This window comes from Paenibacillus sp. SAFN-117 (genome assembly GCF_051966115.1).
Lineage (GTDB): Bacteria > Bacillota > Bacilli > Paenibacillales > NBRC-103111 > Paenibacillus_L > Paenibacillus_L residui.
Genome location: NZ_JBQCLK010000003.1, coordinates 13,631 through 30,918, shown reverse-complemented (window position 1 = coordinate 30,918; position 17,288 = coordinate 13,631). Strand labels below are relative to the sequence as shown.

At 50.6% G+C, this 17,288-nt stretch carries 16 protein-coding genes; 14 read left to right on the top strand and 2 right to left on the bottom strand.

Annotated elements, in window-relative coordinates; translation table 11 throughout:
• Positions 1-188 precede the first annotated feature (188 nt).
• The 8 genes from ACTHRH_RS03080 to ACTHRH_RS03045 all read left to right on the top strand — a co-directional run bounded on the left by ACTHRH_RS03080 (position 189) and on the right by ACTHRH_RS03045 (position 8,418).
• The gene (locus tag ACTHRH_RS03080; RefSeq protein ID WP_440414047.1) at positions 189-656 is read left to right on the top strand and encodes a hypothetical protein; all 468 of its coding nucleotides are present in this window, start codon (positions 189-191) and stop codon (positions 654-656) included.
• The gene (gene ahrC, locus ACTHRH_RS03075; protein ID WP_379291369.1) at positions 657-1,106 is read left to right on the top strand and encodes a transcriptional regulator AhrC/ArgR; all 450 of its coding nucleotides are present in this window, start codon (positions 657-659) and stop codon (positions 1,104-1,106) included.
• Between the two features lie 109 nt (positions 1,107-1,215).
• Complete coding sequence (gene recN / locus ACTHRH_RS03070) at positions 1,216-2,964, top strand: DNA repair protein RecN (RefSeq protein WP_379291367.1); 1,749 nt, start codon at positions 1,216-1,218, stop codon at positions 2,962-2,964.
• 119 nt (positions 2,965-3,083) lie between these two features.
• Positions 3,084-4,415 (top strand): SpoIVB peptidase, encoded by a 1,332-nt coding sequence (gene spoIVB, locus ACTHRH_RS03065; RefSeq protein WP_440414044.1) that lies wholly within the window; start codon positions 3,084-3,086, stop codon positions 4,413-4,415.
• Between the two features lie 236 nt (positions 4,416-4,651).
• Positions 4,652-5,455, top strand: coding sequence for a sporulation transcription factor Spo0A (spo0A, locus tag ACTHRH_RS03060; RefSeq protein ID WP_144935621.1), 804 nt, complete (start codon positions 4,652-4,654; stop codon positions 5,453-5,455).
• Between the two features lie 376 nt (positions 5,456-5,831).
• Positions 5,832-6,863 carry a putative cytokinetic ring protein SteA gene (gene steA, locus ACTHRH_RS03055; RefSeq protein WP_440414042.1) on the top strand — a complete coding sequence of 344 codons (1,032 nt, stop codon included), beginning with the start codon at positions 5,832-5,834 and terminating at the stop codon, positions 6,861-6,863.
• Positions 6,860-7,540 (top strand): glycosyltransferase family 2 protein, encoded by a 681-nt coding sequence (locus ACTHRH_RS03050; RefSeq protein ID WP_440414040.1) that lies wholly within the window; start codon positions 6,860-6,862, stop codon positions 7,538-7,540. Before steA ends, ACTHRH_RS03050 begins: the two co-directional genes overlap by 4 nt.
• On the top strand, positions 7,534-8,418 hold the full coding sequence (locus ACTHRH_RS03045; RefSeq protein ID WP_379291360.1) for a hypothetical protein: 885 nt from the start codon (positions 7,534-7,536) through the stop codon (positions 8,416-8,418). The genes ACTHRH_RS03050 and ACTHRH_RS03045 overlap by 7 nt, the downstream gene beginning before the upstream one ends.
• Before the next feature lie 2 nt (positions 8,419-8,420).
• On the opposite strand, the gene ACTHRH_RS03040 is transcribed toward ACTHRH_RS03045, so the two are convergent.
• Positions 8,421-8,690 (bottom strand): DUF2627 domain-containing protein, encoded by a 270-nt coding sequence (locus tag ACTHRH_RS03040; protein ID WP_144935611.1) that lies wholly within the window; start codon positions 8,688-8,690, stop codon positions 8,421-8,423.
• A 357-nt stretch (positions 8,691-9,047) separates the two neighbouring features.
• Between ACTHRH_RS03040 and lpdA the strand changes: the two genes are divergently transcribed.
• The 4 genes from lpdA to ACTHRH_RS03020 all read left to right on the top strand — a co-directional run bounded on the left by lpdA (position 9,048) and on the right by ACTHRH_RS03020 (position 14,165).
• Positions 9,048-10,469, top strand: coding sequence for a dihydrolipoyl dehydrogenase (gene lpdA, locus ACTHRH_RS03035; protein ID WP_144935608.1), 1,422 nt, complete (start codon positions 9,048-9,050; stop codon positions 10,467-10,469).
• 312 nt (positions 10,470-10,781) lie between these two features.
• Complete coding sequence (locus tag ACTHRH_RS03030) at positions 10,782-11,783, top strand: thiamine pyrophosphate-dependent dehydrogenase E1 component subunit alpha (protein ID WP_379291357.1); 1,002 nt, start codon at positions 10,782-10,784, stop codon at positions 11,781-11,783.
• A gap of 17 nt (positions 11,784-11,800) precedes the next feature.
• Positions 11,801-12,781 (top strand): alpha-ketoacid dehydrogenase subunit beta, encoded by a 981-nt coding sequence (locus ACTHRH_RS03025; RefSeq protein WP_379291355.1) that lies wholly within the window; start codon positions 11,801-11,803, stop codon positions 12,779-12,781.
• Positions 12,782-12,842: 61 nt separating this feature from the next.
• On the top strand, positions 12,843-14,165 hold the full coding sequence (locus ACTHRH_RS03020) for a dihydrolipoamide acetyltransferase family protein (RefSeq protein ID WP_144935598.1): 1,323 nt from the start codon (positions 12,843-12,845) through the stop codon (positions 14,163-14,165).
• A gap of 31 nt (positions 14,166-14,196) precedes the next feature.
• Here the strand turns inward: ACTHRH_RS03020 and prli42 are convergent, their stop codons facing one another.
• Complete coding sequence (gene prli42 / locus ACTHRH_RS03015; protein ID WP_150960518.1) at positions 14,197-14,298, bottom strand: stressosome-associated protein Prli42; 102 nt, start codon at positions 14,296-14,298, stop codon at positions 14,197-14,199.
• Between the two features lie 122 nt (positions 14,299-14,420).
• On the opposite strand from prli42, the gene ACTHRH_RS03010 reads away from it, so the two are divergent.
• Positions 14,421-15,551: a M20/M25/M40 family metallo-hydrolase gene (locus ACTHRH_RS03010; RefSeq protein WP_144935595.1), complete on the top strand. Its 1,131-nt coding sequence runs from the start codon at positions 14,421-14,423 to the stop codon at positions 15,549-15,551.
• 222 nt (positions 15,552-15,773) lie between these two features.
• On the top strand, positions 15,774-17,225 hold the full coding sequence (gene wsfD, locus ACTHRH_RS03005; RefSeq protein ID WP_144935592.1) for a glycan biosynthesis hexose transferase WsfD: 1,452 nt from the start codon (positions 15,774-15,776) through the stop codon (positions 17,223-17,225).
• The last annotated feature ends 63 nt before the right edge of the window (positions 17,226-17,288 follow it).

The following is a 17,288-nucleotide window of genomic DNA, read 5'->3' as shown; positions in this document are numbered from 1 at the left end:
TGGGTTTTTTTGTTTAAATATAAGAATAAGTATAAGTTTCACCTTATACTTATTCTTATATTTCATCGGCAAACGCGCCTGTCCAAAGGACGGCGATAGCCGTTTATCCTTGCATGGAACAGAAAATTTGACGGCTTGTTAAAGGAATTTCGGATCTCGAAAGAGAATAATTGTACCGAGGTGATGGGATGCAAAATATCGATCGGTACATCCTTCTTCTCATTTTGGTTCTTCTTATCGTTTGGGGATGGTCGCGGCTCCGCCGCTGGTGGAGCAAGCCTCCGGAGAGCGAATGGGAAATTGAAGTCGATGAGGAAATTCCGGTAACGGACGCTGTAGCCCTGCTGGAAGAGTCGGGCTATGAAGTGATGACCTTGAAGCGCAGAGTAAATATTCATATTATGGTTAATGATGAACAGGAATACCAAAGCCGGCTTTTCGTCGATCATTTCGCCCGCAAGGATGACGGACTGTATGTCGTCAAGCTGGCCAAGGATCGCATGCCGTTGGATATGACGGGGAGCGGGTTGAGAGATCGGCTGATGCCTTATGCTTTAATATTCAAGGAAGCCGAAGGAATTCTCTATGTCGATCCGAAGCTTCGCACAATTCATAATATTCGATTTGAAATCGATGGAGATAAAGGTGATGATTAAGTGAAAGGACAAAGACATATTAAGATACGGGAAATTTTAGCCAGCCAGGAAATCGAGACACAGGATGAATTGGTAGATGCTTTGCGGCAGGCGGGCTTTCAGGTTACGCAGGCGACCGTTTCGAGGGATATTAAGGAGCTCCAATTGGTGAAGACTCCTTTGAATGACGGCCGGTATAAGTATTCTCTTCCTCAGGACAAGCATTTTAACCCGTCTTATCGTTTGAAGAGGTCTCTGACCGATCATTATGTAGGAATTGATTTCACGGACAATCTAGTCGTTATGAAATGTATGCCGGGAACGGCCAATGCGATCGGAGCCTTGATGGACAACTTGGAATGGGAGGAGGTCATGGGCACGATTTGCGGCGACGATACAATCCTCATTATATGCCGGAGCAAGGAACAGAGCAAACAGGTGGTGGACCGCATCCACAGCATGATTTCTTAAGGGGCTTGGCGAAATATTGAAATTTGATTAAAGGGCTACTAGGCAGAAGCATTAGGTCAATTAACTAGAGCCGTTAGTTTAAATTACTGAGCTGCATGGGAGGCTATATATGTTAGCAGAACTGTCCATCCGTAATTTGGCTGTTATCGAATCCGTCCAGCTTTCTTTCCGGGAAGGCTTTCAAGTGCTGACGGGGGAGACGGGAGCCGGTAAATCCATTATTATTGACGCTCTTGGACTGATCGCCGGAGGCCGCAGTTCCTCGGAGCTTGTCCGCTATGGATGCGATAAGGCGGAGATCGAAGCCTTATTCGATCTGGAACCGGATCATCCCGTTTGGGATGTGCTGGCGCAGCTGGGGATTGAGGCTTCGCGGGAAGAGCATCTGGTCATACGCAGAGAGGTATCGGCCCAAGGCAAGAGTGTCAGCCGTATTAACGGGCAATTGGCCAATCTGTCCATGCTGCGCGAAGCCGGGGAATGGCTGGTCAACATACACGGACAGCATGAGCATCAATCTCTGATGAAGCCGGAGCAGCATATTCATTGGCTGGATCTTTATGGCGGTAAGACACTCCAAGCCGCCAAAGAGGAATATCAGGCCGCGTATACAAAATACAAGAGTTTGCAGAAGCAGTTGAAGGAATTGCAGGAATCCGCCAGGGAAGCGCTTCATCTTCAGGATTTGTACCGGTTTCAGGTAGAGGAGATTTCCGCAGCCGAATTAAAAGCCGGAGAGGATGAATGGTTATCGGAAGAAAAGCACAAGCTAGGAAATGCGGAAAAATTGTTCCAGAGTGTGACGGAGGCTTATGATACCATTTATGGCGGTGGCGGACGAAGTGCATTGGACGCGGTGGGCAAATGCATTCAGAAGCTGCAGGATATAGCCAGAGTGGATTCCAAGGTCCTTCAGCCGTTGGTTGAGCAGATTCAATCGGCATTTTATCAGCTTGAGGATGCCGCTTACCAGCTTCGCGATTACCGGGAGCAAATTGAATTCAATCCAATAAGGCTGGAGGAAATCGAACAGAGACTGGATTTGATCTCTTCCTTTAAACGAAAATACGGCCAAAGCACGGAGGAAATCCTGGCTTATTTGGAGCAAATTCAGAAGGAACTGGAGCTTCTGGAAAATAAGGATGAGACGATGCTCAAGCTTCAGAAGGAATGGACGGAATTAAGGGCAGAAGTGATGGCCAAGGCCGAGCGTCTTTCCTCTCTGCGCAAGGAGGCGGCGGTCAAGCTGGCCTCAAGCATAGAGCGTGAGCTGCAAGATTTACATATGGAACGCACCCGGATAGCGGTTCGGGTAGATAGAATGGAAGACCCTAACGGTCCTTCCGTAGATGGTCAGAACGTCCGGATCGGCTCTAATGGAATTGATCAGGTGGAGTTCGTCCTATCCGCCAATCCCGGCGAGCCTCTGCGGCCGCTTAGCAAAATTGCTTCGGGAGGAGAATTGTCGCGCGTCATGCTCGCGATGAAGACGATCTTCGCCAAAGTCGATCAAATTCCTGTATTGGTATTTGACGAAGTGGATACAGGAGTAAGCGGCAGGGCCGCCCAGGCCATAGCGGAGAAATTGTCCCGGCTTTCCAGGGAATGCCAGGTTTTCTCCATTACTCATTTGCCCCAAGTAGCCTGCATGGCGGACGGACATTACCTTATACGCAAAGAGGTGGAAGGGGAGCGAACGTTCACCCTTGTGACCGCTTTGGACGAGCAAGGCCGTATAGTCGAGCTGGCCAGAATGCTCGGCGGAGTCGAGGTGACCGAAACCACCCTTCATCATGCCCAGGAAATGATCCGTTTGGCTATGGACAGAAAGGCTTCCGAAGAAGCGCCAAGCCGTTAATTTCCTTGTCTTTCGTGGCATCATTTACAGTAATAAAACGATTTGGCTGGGGTTAACTTATAGGTACGCTTTTGACGACAAGCCTCGTCAGGCAGCAGAAGTAAGGGAGCGTGGTATGTTTGAACCCCAGCAACAGAACAAGATGGATTGGATTACTCCTCGTCTTCTTCGTAGGTTTAATCAGCGTCTCCGCACCTTTCCAAAGTTTTGCGGCATTCCCCGAGGAGCTGCACATCTTTTCGGGACAAGGCAAGCAGTTGGCATTGTCTATGCCTGTTCAGGCGCAAGTGAGTGTCAAAGACCCGGGAATCATCAAAGTGAACGGCTCCTCCCAGCCTTCGTTCGAATTGAATTTGAAGGAACCATTCACCCTTCAGTCGGAAAAAGTGGGACAGACGGAAATGAAAGTCAAGCTGTTTGGCAAAATTCCGCTAAAGACAGTCAAAGTGAATGTCGTTCCCGATCTGAAGGTCATCCCGGGCGGACAGACGATTGGCGTTAAATTAAAATCGTCCGGAATTCTTGTCGTCGGGCATCATCTGGTGCCGGTATCCGAGGATAAGAAGGTATCCCCGGGGGAGGAAGCGAAGATTCAGGTGGGAGATCTGATTACAGGCATTAACGGGGTGGCCATTAACGATGTCACCAAAGTAGGGGAGCTGGTCAAGAAAGCCGGCGAATCCAATCAGCCATTGAAGCTGACCGTGAAACGGAACAAAGAACAATTCGATGTTTCCTTGCAGCCCGCTTATGATTTCATCGATAAGGCTTACCGTCTCGGACTTTATATTCGTGATTCTGCTGCAGGTGTCGGAACATTAACCTTCTATGCTCAGGATCAGGGGGTGTATGGTGCTCTAGGACATGTCATTACCGACATGGATGCCCAAACGCCTATTGAAGTGGGGGGTGGCGAGATTGTTCATTCCAACGTTACCTCCATTTCCAAAAGCCAAAGCGGAGAACCGGGGGAGAAGAGAGCTCATTTCTTCAAGGAGAGCAAAGTGATTGGAAACATTGAGAAAAATACGCCTTTCGGTATTTTCGGCCGGATGTTCCAGCAGCCTGACCATGGACTGGAGCACAAATCGATCCCGGTAGCTTTTGCCGAGGAAGTAAAGGAAGGACCTGCACATATTTACACTGTAGTGAACGGCCAGAAGGTCGAGAAATTCGATATTGAAATTATGCATGCAGCAAAGCAGGAGTTTCCGGCAACCAAAGGACTCGTAATTAAAATAACCGATCAGAGACTGTTGGATAAGACCGGAGGAATCGTGCAGGGCATGAGCGGAAGCCCGATTATTCAGAACGGCAAGCTGATTGGAGCGGTGACTCACGTATTTGTTAATGACCCGAGCTCAGGCTATGGCTGTTATATTGAATGGATGCTGCAGGATGCGGGAATTTTACTGAGAAATCCGAATGCCAATAAAGAAAATGCTGCGTAGCCCCAGAATAGGGGCTTTTTTATTTTGCGGAGAAATATGCGGAATTTGTCTGAAGAAAACGCCGGTTTTGTGGGATTTTGTAGAAAAAGAAAGAAATATAACTAAAATTATTAATTATAAATCATTACCGAAAAAAAAGAAAGAAAAATAATTTTCGACAGCAGGAATTTAAATTCAGATGTCGAAATGGTTTAAGGTAAGAAGCTCTCATTCCAGTTCATAAGGAGGATAATAGCTTGCAAAAGATCGAAGTGCTGTTAGCGGATGACAACCGGGAATTTACAAACTTGCTTTCGGAGTTTATTGATAACCAAGAGGATATGGAAGTTACTGGCGTTGCTTATAACGGAAATGAGGTTCTTCGTTTGATTGAACAGCAGGACAAGGTTCCGGACATTCTGATCCTGGACATTATAATGCCGCATCTGGACGGTTTGGGCGTGCTGGAGAAGCTGCGCGAGATGAATTTGTCGCCTCAACCGAAAATTATAATGCTGACCGCATTCGGGCAGGAGACCATCACGCAGAAAGCTGTACAGCTCGGTGCTTCTTATTATATTTTGAAGCCGTTTGACATGGAAGTGCTGACCAGCCGTATCCGGCAGCTCGTCGCCAATAACCAGAACTCGGTCACTTCCACTGCCGCTTCTTCTTCGAAGAGCAATGTTGTTCCAATGACGAAGGGCCGCAATCTGGATGCCAATATTACAAGCATTATCCATGAAATCGGAGTACCTGCCCACATTAAGGGCTATCAATATTTGCGCGAAGCGATAACGATGGTCTACAACAACATCGAAATTTTGGGCGCCATTACCAAGACATTATACCCGGCCATTGCGGAGAGGTATAAGACGACTCCGAGCCGGGTGGAGAGAGCCATTCGCCATGCTATTGAAGTAGCCTGGACGCGCGGCAATATCGATTCCATCTCGCACTTGTTCGGTTATACGATCAACATCAGCAAAGCTAAGCCGACCAACAGCGAATTTATCGCAATGGTGGCGGACAAGCTGCGTATTGAGCATAAGGTGTCGTGAAAGCAAGAGCAGGATTCCGGAAATTCCTGATTGCCTAAACGGAAGCTATGCTGCTCAGTCGAAGGACGGCTGAGAATCATCGGGTTGTCCAGTGAATCATATAAACCCGTTTTGTTTGAAAATTATACAACCTAAGGCAGAGCCGGTACGAATCCGGACTCTGCTTTTTTTACCACATTAGAAAGTTTAAGTTCATTAAAGCATTAAAATGGAACAACTTTCATTCATCTTCGAATAGGCTCCGTTAAGAGCTTTTTTTAAAATCTACACTCCCGGCCGGGTGTTTTTACAATCGGGGCTTCGTTACCAAGAATGGTTTGCGCCGGATAGGCAACACTAAAGAGAAGCAAATCAATACGGAACGGAGTGCTTGACATTGGCAGTAGTTGCGGAGGATACGGCAGGCATCGTCATTAAAGGCAGAATAAAAGCGGGACGAAGGACCAAGACTCTTCTTCCTTTCCTTAAGCAAGGCATGATTGCCTTATTGCAGCATTCCAATCTGGATGTGACGACGGCTGAGACTATAGCGAGGGCCGGGGTGTCGGCCGTCATTAATGCGGGCAAATTTATTACCGGCGACTTTCCCGCTGGTGGAGCGAATGTACTGCTCCAGGCAGGCATCCCGATGTATGAAATCAGCCCGCAGCAGTATGACCGGTTTGATGATGGGCAAGAGGTCTGTATAACGGGACCGATGATTCACACGGACGATTTCCTGATCCCTTGCCGCAAGCTCGATGAAGACGGCTTAAGGGAGGCTTATGTACGCTCACTCAACGACTACCCCGACCTTTGCTACCAATTTGTTACCAACTCATTAATCTTTGCCGATATGGACAAAGAATGGCTGTTTGAGCCGGGCAAGCCGCTTCGCTTGCGGACATCCCTGCAAGGGAAAGAGGTGCTTGCAGTCATTCGCGGTCCCCATCATGAAGATGATTTGGAGGCGCTTGAACCATACATTGCCGCCTCCCGACCGATCTTGATAGGAGTGGACGGAGGGGCCGACGCCTTGCTCCACTGCGGATATACACCAAACATCATTATCGGGGATATGGACAGCGTGAGCGACAGGGCCCTCTGCTGTGGCGCTGAAATCGTCGTCCATGCTTATACGGACGGAAGAGCCCCCGGTTTGCAGAAAACCGCACTATACGGACTGTCCGCCCAGGTTTGGAAATGCCGGGGGACAAGTGAGGATGCTGCTTTACTGCTTGCTTATGAACAAGGAGCCGACAAAATCGTCGCCGTCGGCACCCATACGGGTATATTGGATTTCCTGGGCAAAGGACGGAAGGGAATGGGCAGCTCGCTGTTGGTGCGGATGATGCTGGGGGACAAGCTGATCGATGCCAAAGGATATAGCCGGTTAACCCGATCGATAATCGCGGGAGCCCTGCAATGAAGGCTGTCTCCATCATTATTCCGGCCTGGAACGAGGAACGGACGATTGCCGCTACTTTACAGGCGTTGCAGTCTCTGGTTGAAGAAATCGGCGCCGAAATCATCGTCGTGGACGACGGAAGTACGGACCGGACGGCGGAGGAGGCGGAACCTTTATGCACACGGCTGATTCGTCTGCCCCTCAATCTCGGGAAAGGCAGGGCGCTTCATTCAGGGATTGAAGCGGCTTCCGGAGAGATTTTCCTATTTCTGGATGCGGATTTGCAAGAAAGCGCCGAACACGCAGGCTTATTGCTAAGACCTGTATTGGAGGATACGGCGGATATGGCGGTGGCCTGCTTTGCTCCCGCCAAGAAGCGGGGAGGATTGGGCTTGGTCAAGCTGCTTGCGCGCTATGGGATTATGGCGCTGAGCGGCTTCCGATGCCAAGCGCCATTATCCGGCCAAAGAGCCGTTCGCAAGCAGGTGCTGGAGAAGATTACTTTATCCGACGGATTCGGTGTTGAAGTGGGGCTGACCATTGATGCCGCTGTGCTGGGCTTCAGAATCGTAGAGGTGGGAATTCCGTTCCGGCACAGGCTGACGGGCAATGATGCAGCGGGATGGATGCACCGGGGCAAGCAATTCGCTGAAGTAGGGCGAACATTATGGAGTAAATGGAGGAAGCCGGTATGCTAGCTTGGGCTATTTTGTTTACAGTCTTATTCATAGCTTCCGCTTATTTGCTTCTTCCTCCGACTCTCCGTTTATTGACGGCTCAAGGGCTGGTCAGGGAAAATTATACCGGCAAAGCGATACCGACCGGTCTCGGAATTTATTTGCTTCTATTGGCTATCGGCTATGGTTGGATAATGGAAGCTGCAGCTTCCGTCGACTGGCTTCGGGAACCGCTCAGAAGTGCACTTGTGCAGGGCGGAATTCCTTTCTCGTATCCCGTTTATCTGATCGCACTCACGGCGGTAGGGTTGACCGGCTGGTGGGATGACCGGTGGGGGGATGCGGAAATAAAGGGTCTCAAAGGTCATTGGAACACGTTAATCCGGGATGGAATCGTTACCTCGGGGACGGCTAAAGCTCTAGTTGCTTTAGCTATGGCGGTATGGATTTCTTTCATGACGGCAGGAATGGAGCTGCGGGGAATGCTGGGGGTTCTGCTGATCCCGCTTATGACCAATACCATTAATCTTATGGACGTACGCCCCGGCAGAGCGCTAAAGGCGTTTACCGTCATATCGCTAATGCTGATCGGTGTAGCGGCCGCAGCCGGGAAAGCGCCGGGTATCGCCGTTTATATGTTCCCACTGTGGGTCGGTGCGTTTATGCTATTTCCCCGGGATCTGCGGGGGGAGCTGATGATCGGCGATACGGGGGCCAATCTACTAGGGTTCGCCGCAGGCAGTCTATGGTTCGCAGTTTCCCCGGTCTGGCTGACCATATGCGTCGTCCTCCTCCTGGCTTTGCTACACCGCTTCGCAGAGCGCCGCTCGATTACGGAACTTATTGCCGGCATTCGCTGGCTCTCGCGGATGGACCGGTGGGGCAGAACTCAAGAATAGTGTTAGCGGGTCCGCTTTTTCTTGAAGCGGGGAGCCACATAGTTTCTTTTCTGATCCCGGAAGAAAATCCAGCCGGCAATAAAGCCTACCCCGACTATAAATAAAAGCAGTCCCAGTAAAAATTTCCCCCAGGCAAAAGAAACCTGCGGATCAAATTGCTCAAAGATCGTATTTTTCATTAGCAGGAAGCCATAGGTTGCTCCAATTCCCGGTATGACCAACAACAGTGCCGCGATCATTCGGGAAGCGGAGCTTGGATTTTTGTCGCTCATCTTGTATTCTCCATCCAATTGATCTATTTCTCTTTATCATACAAGGAATGGGCGAATGTGTCTAATTCGACTCTATGATAATATTTTCCGATATTCTTTCGCTATGTAGACAAGCTTGTCCGAATTATAGGAAAATAACGCCTCTGTGCTGTTTGGTTAACTTTTCATCGTATCGGGGGCTTGCGAGCTCTTGTGGTACCGTTAGAGAAGTTTTTCGCACAAATACTATATTTATGGCAGACAAAAAGAGTACAATAAATGATGCAGCCGTCTATTCATTCCGGCTCAAAACGTTTAATGGATCAGTAATTAATTATTATAGCAGGCGAGCCTGTCAATATATCAGGGGGTAAGAGGATGTCCAACCAATATGATATAGCTGTGCTTGGGGGCGGTACAGGAGGATACGCAGCCGCCATCCGTGCGGCCCAATTGGGCAAGAAGGTTGTCGTAATAGAAAGGGACAAGCTGGGGGGAACCTGCCTTCACCGGGGATGCATTCCCAGCAAGTCGCTGCTGAGAAGCGCAGAGCTCTATGCCGAGATGAAGCAGAGTGAAGACTATGGGATTAGCGTCTCTTCCTTGGCTCTAAATTATTCCAAGGTGCTGGAGCGCAAACAGAAGGTGGTCGAACAGCTGCATCAAGGCGTTCAATATTTGATGAAGAAAAACAAAATCGATGTCGTTTCCGGGAACGGCCGCATCATCGGGCCTTCTATTTTCTCCCCCAGAAGCGGCTCTATTGCCGTTGAGAAGGCGGACGGAGAGATGGAGACGATTGTTCCCCAGCATCTTATCATTGCTACGGGCTCCAGACCGAAAACTCTTGACGGCCTCGAGGTGGACGGGGAGACCGTCTTAACCAGTGATGAGGCGCTCGGATTGGAAGAGCTTCCTTCTTCCGTTCTCATTGTGGGGGGCGGAGTGATCGGTGTGGAGTGGGCTTCCATGCTTAACGATTTCGGGGTTAGCGTGACCTTGGTTGAATTCGCAGAGCGGATTCTTCCGATGGAGGACGATGAGATTTCGAAGGAAATGGCAAGAATCCTCGCGAGAAGAGGGATCAAGCTTTATACCGGGGCTAAGGTGCTTCCTGATACTATGGTCAAGGAAGCCGGCACAGTCCGTATTGAAGCTGTACATAACGGAAGCTCAATTGAGCTGACAGCCGACAAGATCATTGTTAGCGTCGGCAGACAGGCGAATGTCGAGAATATTGGGCTGGAGAATACCGACATCCGTGTGGAGCGCGGGGTAATTAAAGTCAACAAGCATTTGCAGACGGCGGAGCCTCACATCTATGCGATAGGGGATGTCATTGGAGGACTGCAGCTTGCCCATGCGGCCACTCATGAAGCGATAGCGGCTGTGGATCATATAGCGGGCCTGGAGCCGAACCGACTGCCCGACCACCGGATTCCCCGCTGTATTTATACCCGGACTGAAGCGGCCAGCACCGGATGGACCGAGGCGCAGGCCAGGGAGCAGGGGTATGATGTCAAGGTCGGCAAAATTCCATTCAAAGCGATCGGCAAGGCGTTGATTCACGGAGACAGCGAAGGGTTTGTCAAGGTTATCGCCGACCGCAAGACCAACGACCTCCTGGGAGTTCATATGATCGGGCCGAGGGTAACCGAATACATTGCCGAGGCTTCATTGGCTCAGCTTCTGGACGCTGCTCCATGGGAAGTATCCTTGGCGGTGCATCCTCATCCCACACTTTCGGAAATTTTGGGCGAAGCGATGCTGGCCGTTGACGGCCGGGCCATCGGATTGTAATTGGGATTGCATCCGAGAAACTGGAACTATTCATAGACCTGGCTGAATATAGTATGATATACTAAAGTTAAGTCTTAAGACCAGGTAATAATTTTGTGAGAAACCTGGTAATAATGATTATAGGAAGTTTGAAGACCGATAAGAGATTACAACGATTGGAAACAACTTATTTCAGGCACGAAGTTGATCAGACTTTAGACTATGCACTTAATCGATGGAAATGAGTAGCCAATTGTCCCGATTCGAGCAAGCTGCATGTTTTCAAGACCTAGAGGATTTAACCAGCTTTTCAAAAAAAGGAGGTTTCGCTCCATGTCTATCGGACAACTGACCAAACACCGTTCCTTGGGCTTATCCGATCAGCAGGTCATAGAAATGTATCGAAATATGGTGAGAGCGCGGAAATTCGACGAGCGGTGCTTGCTTCTGCAACGAGCGGGCAAAATTCAGTTCCATGTTTCCGGGATCGGCCAGGAGGCTGCCCAGGTTGGATCGGCCTTTGCCCTGAACCGGGAAGAGGATTATTTTCTGCCGTATTATCGGGATTACGCCTTTGTGTTAAGTGTCGGAATGACCATGAAGGAATTGATGCTTTCGGTATTTGCCAAGGCGGAAGATCCGAATAGCGGGGGTCGGCAAATGCCCGGGCATTTCGGCCATAAGAAACTCCGTATCGTGACCGGATCGAGCCCTGTAACGACACAGGTGCCTCATGCGGTTGGCATTGCTCTGGCCGCCAAGATGAACCGCAAGCCGTTCGTATCCTTCGCCACCTTCGGTGAAGGATCCAGCAATCAGGGAGATTTTCATGAAGGCTGCAACTTCGCGGGAGTGCATAATCTGCCGGTCATTCTTATGTGCGAGAACAATCAATATGCCATATCGATACCGCTGGAGAAGCAAGTCGCCGGGCAAGTGGTGGACCGGGCTATCGGATACGGATTTCCCGGTGTCCGGGTGGACGGCAACGATGTGCTCGAAGTTTACCGCGTCATTAAGGAAGCCCGTGAACGGGCGCTCCACGGGGAAGGTCCCACATTGGTCGAGGCGGTCATGTATCGCTTGTCCCCTCACTCAACCTCCGATAATGACATGCTTTACCGGACCAAAGAAGAGGTGGAGCAGCACTGGAAGCACGACGGCTTGCCGAAATTCAAGCAATATTTGACCGATTGCGGAATCTGGACGGAGGACAAGGACCGTGAGCTTCATGAAGCGGTGCAGCGGGAAGTGAACGAGGCGACCGATTATGCCGATCGCCAGCCTTATCCCGAGCCCGAAGATTTGATGCTTCACGTTTACGCACAACCTTAAACAAGGAGGACTACCGGGTGGCAGTGATCACATATTTGGAAGCAATTCGTTCCGCGATGCAGGAAGAAATGCAAAGGGATGATCAAGTTTTCGTTCTTGGGGAAGACGTTGGCAAAGGCGGGGTCAATAATGCGACCAAGCACTTGCGGGATGTATATGGTGAGGAACGGGTGCTGGATACCCCGCTGGCCGAATCGGCGATAGCGGGGGTCGCTATAGGTGCCGCTATGTACGGAATGAGACCGATTGCCGAAATGCAGTTCGCGGATTTTATCTTCCCGGCTACGAATCAAATCATCAGCGAGGCGGCCAAAATTCATTACCGTTCCAACGGGGATTGGACTTGCCCGGTTGTCATCCGGGCTCCTTACGGCGCAACGGGGGGCGGCGGACTCTATCATTCCCAATGCCCGGAATCGGTATTTTTCGGCACACCGGGATTGAAACTGGTGGCTCCGTCCACGCCATATGATGCGAAGGGATTGCTGAAAGCGGCGGTCAGAGATGAAGACCCGGTCCTGTATTTTGAACATAAAAAATGCTATCTGCTTATTTCCGGGGAAGTGCCGGATGAAGATTATATCGTGCCGATCGGTAAGGCGGATGTCAAGAGGCAGGGGACGGACATCACGGTCATCACCTACGGAATGACGGTTCATTATGCTTTGAAGGCTGCGGAGGAGCTCGAAGAGGAAGGAATCAGCACTCATGTATTGGATCTGCGGACCCTGCAGCCGCTCGATAACGAGGCGATTCTGGAGGCGGCGGCTAAGACCGGCAAGGTACTTATCGTTCATGAAGATAACAAGACCGGCGGGGTGGGAGCCGAAGTGTCGGCGATTATTTCCGAAGAGATGTTTTATGACCTGGATGCTCCTATTATGAGACTGTGCGGCCCCGATGTTCCGGCAGTCGGCATGAGCCCTACGCTGGAGAAGAATTTTCTGCTGAATCCGGAGAAGCTTAAGGAAGCGATGAGGCAACTGGCCGCTATTTAAAGCTCCTGGCGAAATATGAAGATGAAATCCGGAGAGAAAGGATCCTTAGGAGGATGAATGAATGAATCAAACCAAAGGGCGGGAAGTTGAAGTCACCGTTCCCCACCTGGCCGAAACGCTCGTATCGGCTACAGTTAGCAAATGGCTCAAGCAGCCTGGAGATTATATTCAGCAATACGAAGTGTTATGCGAATTGATGACCGAAAAAGTAAACGTGGAGATGCCGTCGACCGTTGAAGGAACGATAACCGAAATTCGGGTGAAGGAAGGGGAAACCGCGGATGTCGGGGATGTGCTCTGTATCGTTCGTCTGGAGAAGGATGCAGAGATGGAGTCGGCAGACAGCAAACCGTCCGTATCAAGCGGAGAGCGGGTTAAGCCTGAAGAGGCCGAGTCCGGGCTGCGTTCCCGTTATTCGCCTGCCGTATTGAAAATAGCGGCGGAGAATAACATTAATTTGGATGAGGTGGAGGGTACCGGGCTGGGCGGCCGGATTACACGGAAGGACGTTCTGGCCTATGCGAGCAAGCGGGAAGAGGCGCCGCTGCCGGGAGCCCAAGCCAAATCGAAGGCAGATGCGGTGAATCCGCCGGCTCCCCAGGTTCCGGTGCGCACCACCGGGCTGCATCTGTCCCAGGATCCGCCGATCTCCTGGGTGAAGCTGGAGGATCCCCAGCAGGCGGGTACAGGGGATCACTATATCGACGTGACTCCCATTCGGCATACTATTGCCAGCCGGACCCGGCAGAGCGTATCGGAAATTCCGCATGCCTGGACGATGATTGAGGTGGATGTCACCAATCTGGTCGTGCTCCGCAACAAGTGGAAGGAAGAATTCCGGCGGAAAGAAGGCATCAACCTGACCTATCTGGCCTTTTTACTGAAGGCGGTCGTCAGTGCCATCCGCGATTATCCGATTATGAATTCTGTCTGGGGCGTCGACAAAATTATTGTCAAGAAAGATATCAATCTTTCCTTGGCTGTAGGTACGGAGGACATGGTGGTCACACCGGTCATCAAAAATGCGGACCAAAAAAATATAGCCGGCTTGGCGCGGGAAATCGACCAATTGACGAAAAAGGCGCGGGCAGGCAAGCTTGGGCTAGATGATATGCAGGGGGGAACCTTCACAGTTAACAACACCGGTTCCTTCGGGTCGATCCTATCCTATCCGATTATCAATTACCCGCAGGCGGCTATCCTTACCTTCGAATCGATCGTCAAGAAGCCGGTTGTCATTCAGGACATGATCGCTGTCCGCTCCATGGTTAATCTGTGTCTCTCCCTGGATCACCGGATTCTGGACGGGGTCATCTGCGGCCGATTCCTGCAAAGGGTAAGGGAAAATCTGGAAGGCTACAATGCCGACACGAATATTTACTAGAGCGTAAGGTACCAAGCAAGGCTGTCAGGCCTTACTGGAATATAAACGCGAAGCTGAACAGCAGTGTGGAGAGCAGCATGCTGGCAAGCATGATGTAAATGACGATGCGGAACCACAATTTGTTCTTTTTCATAGGAAAGTCACTCCTCTATTTGTTAGGAAAATTATGTATCGGATCATGAGGAAGCCGGAAGGACAAGCCTCTTAAAGCTTCACTCCTTATTGTACCCTACTAATCCGGATGGAGGAAAGTCGATGATTCAACAAAACCGATTGATCGAAGAATTTATGGAGCTCGTTCAGGTAAACAGCGAATCCGGCCATGAGCAGGAAATATGCCGGGTACTGAAGCAGAAATTTTCAGCCCTGGGACTGCATGTGCTGGAGGATGATTCGGCGTCGCGTTCCGGGCATGGGGCCGGGAATCTGATCTGTACTCTGGAAGCTACGGAGGGAGGAGAACAAGCTCCCGTCATCTTCTTCACCTCGCATATGGATACCGTCGTTCCGGGAAATGATATTAAGCCGAGGCTGGACGAAGACGGCTACATCCGCAGCGATGGAACGACGATTCTCGGCAGTGACGATAAAGCCGGAATTGCCGCCATGCTGGAAGCGATTCGTGTGCTTCAGGAGCAGAAGATCGCTCACGGACGCATCCAGTTCGTCATTACCGTCGGCGAGGAATCCGGGCTGAACGGTGCCCGCGCCATGGATCCGAAGCTGATGGAGGCTGAGTTCGGCTATGCGCTCGACTCCAACGGTGAAGTGGGTCAAATTGCGGTCGCCGCGCCGTCGCAAGCCAAGATTTCGATCACATTCGAAGGGAAATCCGCTCATGCCGGGGTCAATCCCGAGGATGGAATCAGTGCGATTACCGTAGCCAGCCGGGCCGTTTCCAAGATGCCCCTGGGCCGGATAGATTCTGAAACGACAGCCAATATCGGCAGCTTCATGGGCAGCGGACAGACGAACATTGTGTGCGATCAAGTGAAGCTGGAGGCGGAGGCGCGCAGTCTCGTTCAAGAGAAGCTGGAGCGGCAGGTGGAAGCGATGCGCAGCTCCTGCTATGCCGCAGCCGAAGAAATGGGCGCCAAGGTGGAGTTTCACAGCGAGCTGATTTACCCCTCTTTTAAATATGATGAGAATACCCCGGTAGTCAGCTTGGCCATGAGGGCGGCGAAGGCGATTGGCCGGACTCCGGCAACGTTCCATACCGGCGGGGGCAGTGACGCCAACATTTTTAACGGCATGGGAATCCCTACCGTCAATCTGGCCGTAGGCTATGAGCATATCCACACCACCTCCGAGCAAATGCCGGTGCGCGAACTGGCGGCCACCGCTGAGCTGGTAGTAGCCATTGTGCAGGAAACGATGCGCTCTTAATCAAGCATGACGGAGAATTAATTGCCCGCCAACCTAATTAAATAGATTTCAACTTCTTAACTCTTGGACCCGAATGGTTCAAGAGTTTTTATTTTTCACATAGGAGCTTTCTTTGTTGAGAGAGGGGCTGAAATTGCCGGGGACTGCAGGTTTTGAACTCTTCTATCCGGGGTAAGATAGAAATAATTCGAAATATTTTTCACGATTTAGAAGGAGACGGGTATGAAGCTTAAGCTGTGGAAACCGGAATGGCTGGTTGTTGTTTTTACTGCTCTGATTTTGGCCTATTTGCTAATGGTAAAGCCGCTGGTCGGAATGGCGAACAACGGGGATTTCGAGAGAATTATGAATTCGGCGGGGTTGGCTTATATGCCTGTGGAGCAGGCGGATAAATACTTTTCCTATTTTTTCAGCAAATATGCCTTTGTCGACGACGCGTTAACCGCTGTGGGCGGTTATTTGTCCTCCCAAGCGCTTCTGGTCAAGCTGACCGCTTGGGTCCAACAATGGTTTCAGGCGGATTGGTATGATATTCGGGTGCTCTCCGGACTGTACAGCCTGATCCTGATGGCTGCTCTTTACCGGATTGTTAAAGAACATCGGGCGATCTCGGCCTGGCCCCGTTGGGTTCTCGCTGTCCTGCTCGTGCTTGTTTTTGCAGACGGGGCATATGCCGCTTATTTCAATTCCTTATTCGGAGAGCCGGTATCGATGCTGTTCCTTCTGCTGACGTTTGCCTTCGGCGCCGCGCTAACCTTGCGTGAACGTCCCTCGATCGGTTTGCTGGCGGGCTTTTACGTCTCTGCCGTTTTCGCGATCAGCGCGAAGGTCCAGAATGCGCCGATCGGGATCGTACTGTTTCTGCTGAGTCTCCGCTTGTGGAAATGGGGGGAAGGAAGGAAATGGAAGTATACGGCGATGGTCGGTTCTGTGCTCATTATCCTTACCTCGGCCATCGTATTCCTATCGCACGGCAGCAGCATCAAGATCATTAATAAGTACCAAACCGTTTTCTACGGAATATTGAAGGATTCTCCAAATCCGCATAAGGATTTGGAGGAGCTCGGGCTGAATCCGGAATGGGCCGTCCTGGCGGGGACGAACTATTTTATTCCCGATTTGCCTATTAATATTAAATCTCCCGAGTTTGAACAAGAGTTGGATGAGAAGATAGGACATTCCAAAATTGCTTTGTTCTATCTGAAACATCCGGTCCGTTATTGGGAAAAGCTGAAGATTACCGCGACCCAGGCATTTGCCATTAAACCTTCCTATTTGGGCAATTATGAGCTTAGCGAGCACAAGGCTCCGGGCGCATTGTCCCATACCTATACTTTGTGGAGCAAATTCAAGGAACATCTGCTTCCCAATCAGCTGTGGTTTCTTATCGCCTTCTATGGCGCCTTTATTCTGGTTTGGGTCAAGTCGTATTTGGAAACGAAACGGCCGGCTGCAAGAATGTATATGGAGCTGCTGATGACCATTGCCTTAATTGGCGTCATCCAGTTTATTGTGCCGGTCATTGGCGACGGGGAAGCGGACTTGGCGAAACATTTGTTTTTGTTTAACGTATGCTTCGACATGCTGTTCGTCTCCGGAGTCGTCTGGGTGGTTCATTTCATGGTGAGGCGGCACAGAAGACTGCAGCAGCTTCTTTCACCGAATGTAAGATAGAGGAAAATATAGATGCAAGCGGCAGTGCGGCACGATCTTCCCCAATGGCGTTATGCGGACAGC

Excerpts from the sequence above, each read along its gene's own strand:
- ACTHRH_RS03050 (WP_440414040.1), top strand. The coding sequence starts at position 6,860 with ATGAAGGCTGTCTCCATCATTATTCCGGCCTGGAACGAGGAACGGACG.
- ACTHRH_RS03030 (WP_379291357.1), top strand. The coding sequence starts at position 10,782 with ATGTCTATCGGACAACTGACCAAACACCGTTCCTTGGGCTTATCCGAT.
- ACTHRH_RS03040 (WP_144935611.1), bottom strand. The coding sequence starts at position 8,690 with ATGAGCGACAAAAATCCAAGCTCCGCTTCCCGAATGATCGCGGCACTG.
- ACTHRH_RS03010 (WP_144935595.1), top strand. The coding sequence starts at position 14,421 with ATGATTCAACAAAACCGATTGATCGAAGAATTTATGGAGCTCGTTCAG.
- recN (WP_379291367.1), top strand. The coding sequence starts at position 1,216 with ATGTTAGCAGAACTGTCCATCCGTAATTTGGCTGTTATCGAATCCGTC.
- ACTHRH_RS03080 (WP_440414047.1), top strand. The coding sequence starts at position 189 with ATGCAAAATATCGATCGGTACATCCTTCTTCTCATTTTGGTTCTTCTT.
- lpdA (WP_144935608.1), top strand. The coding sequence starts at position 9,048 with ATGTCCAACCAATATGATATAGCTGTGCTTGGGGGCGGTACAGGAGGA.
- ACTHRH_RS03045 (WP_379291360.1), top strand. The coding sequence starts at position 7,534 with ATGCTAGCTTGGGCTATTTTGTTTACAGTCTTATTCATAGCTTCCGCT.
- ACTHRH_RS03020 (WP_144935598.1), top strand. The coding sequence starts at position 12,843 with ATGAATCAAACCAAAGGGCGGGAAGTTGAAGTCACCGTTCCCCACCTG.
- prli42 (WP_150960518.1), bottom strand. The coding sequence starts at position 14,298 with ATGAAAAAGAACAAATTGTGGTTCCGCATCGTCATTTACATCATGCTT.
- wsfD (WP_144935592.1), top strand. The coding sequence starts at position 15,774 with ATGAAGCTTAAGCTGTGGAAACCGGAATGGCTGGTTGTTGTTTTTACT.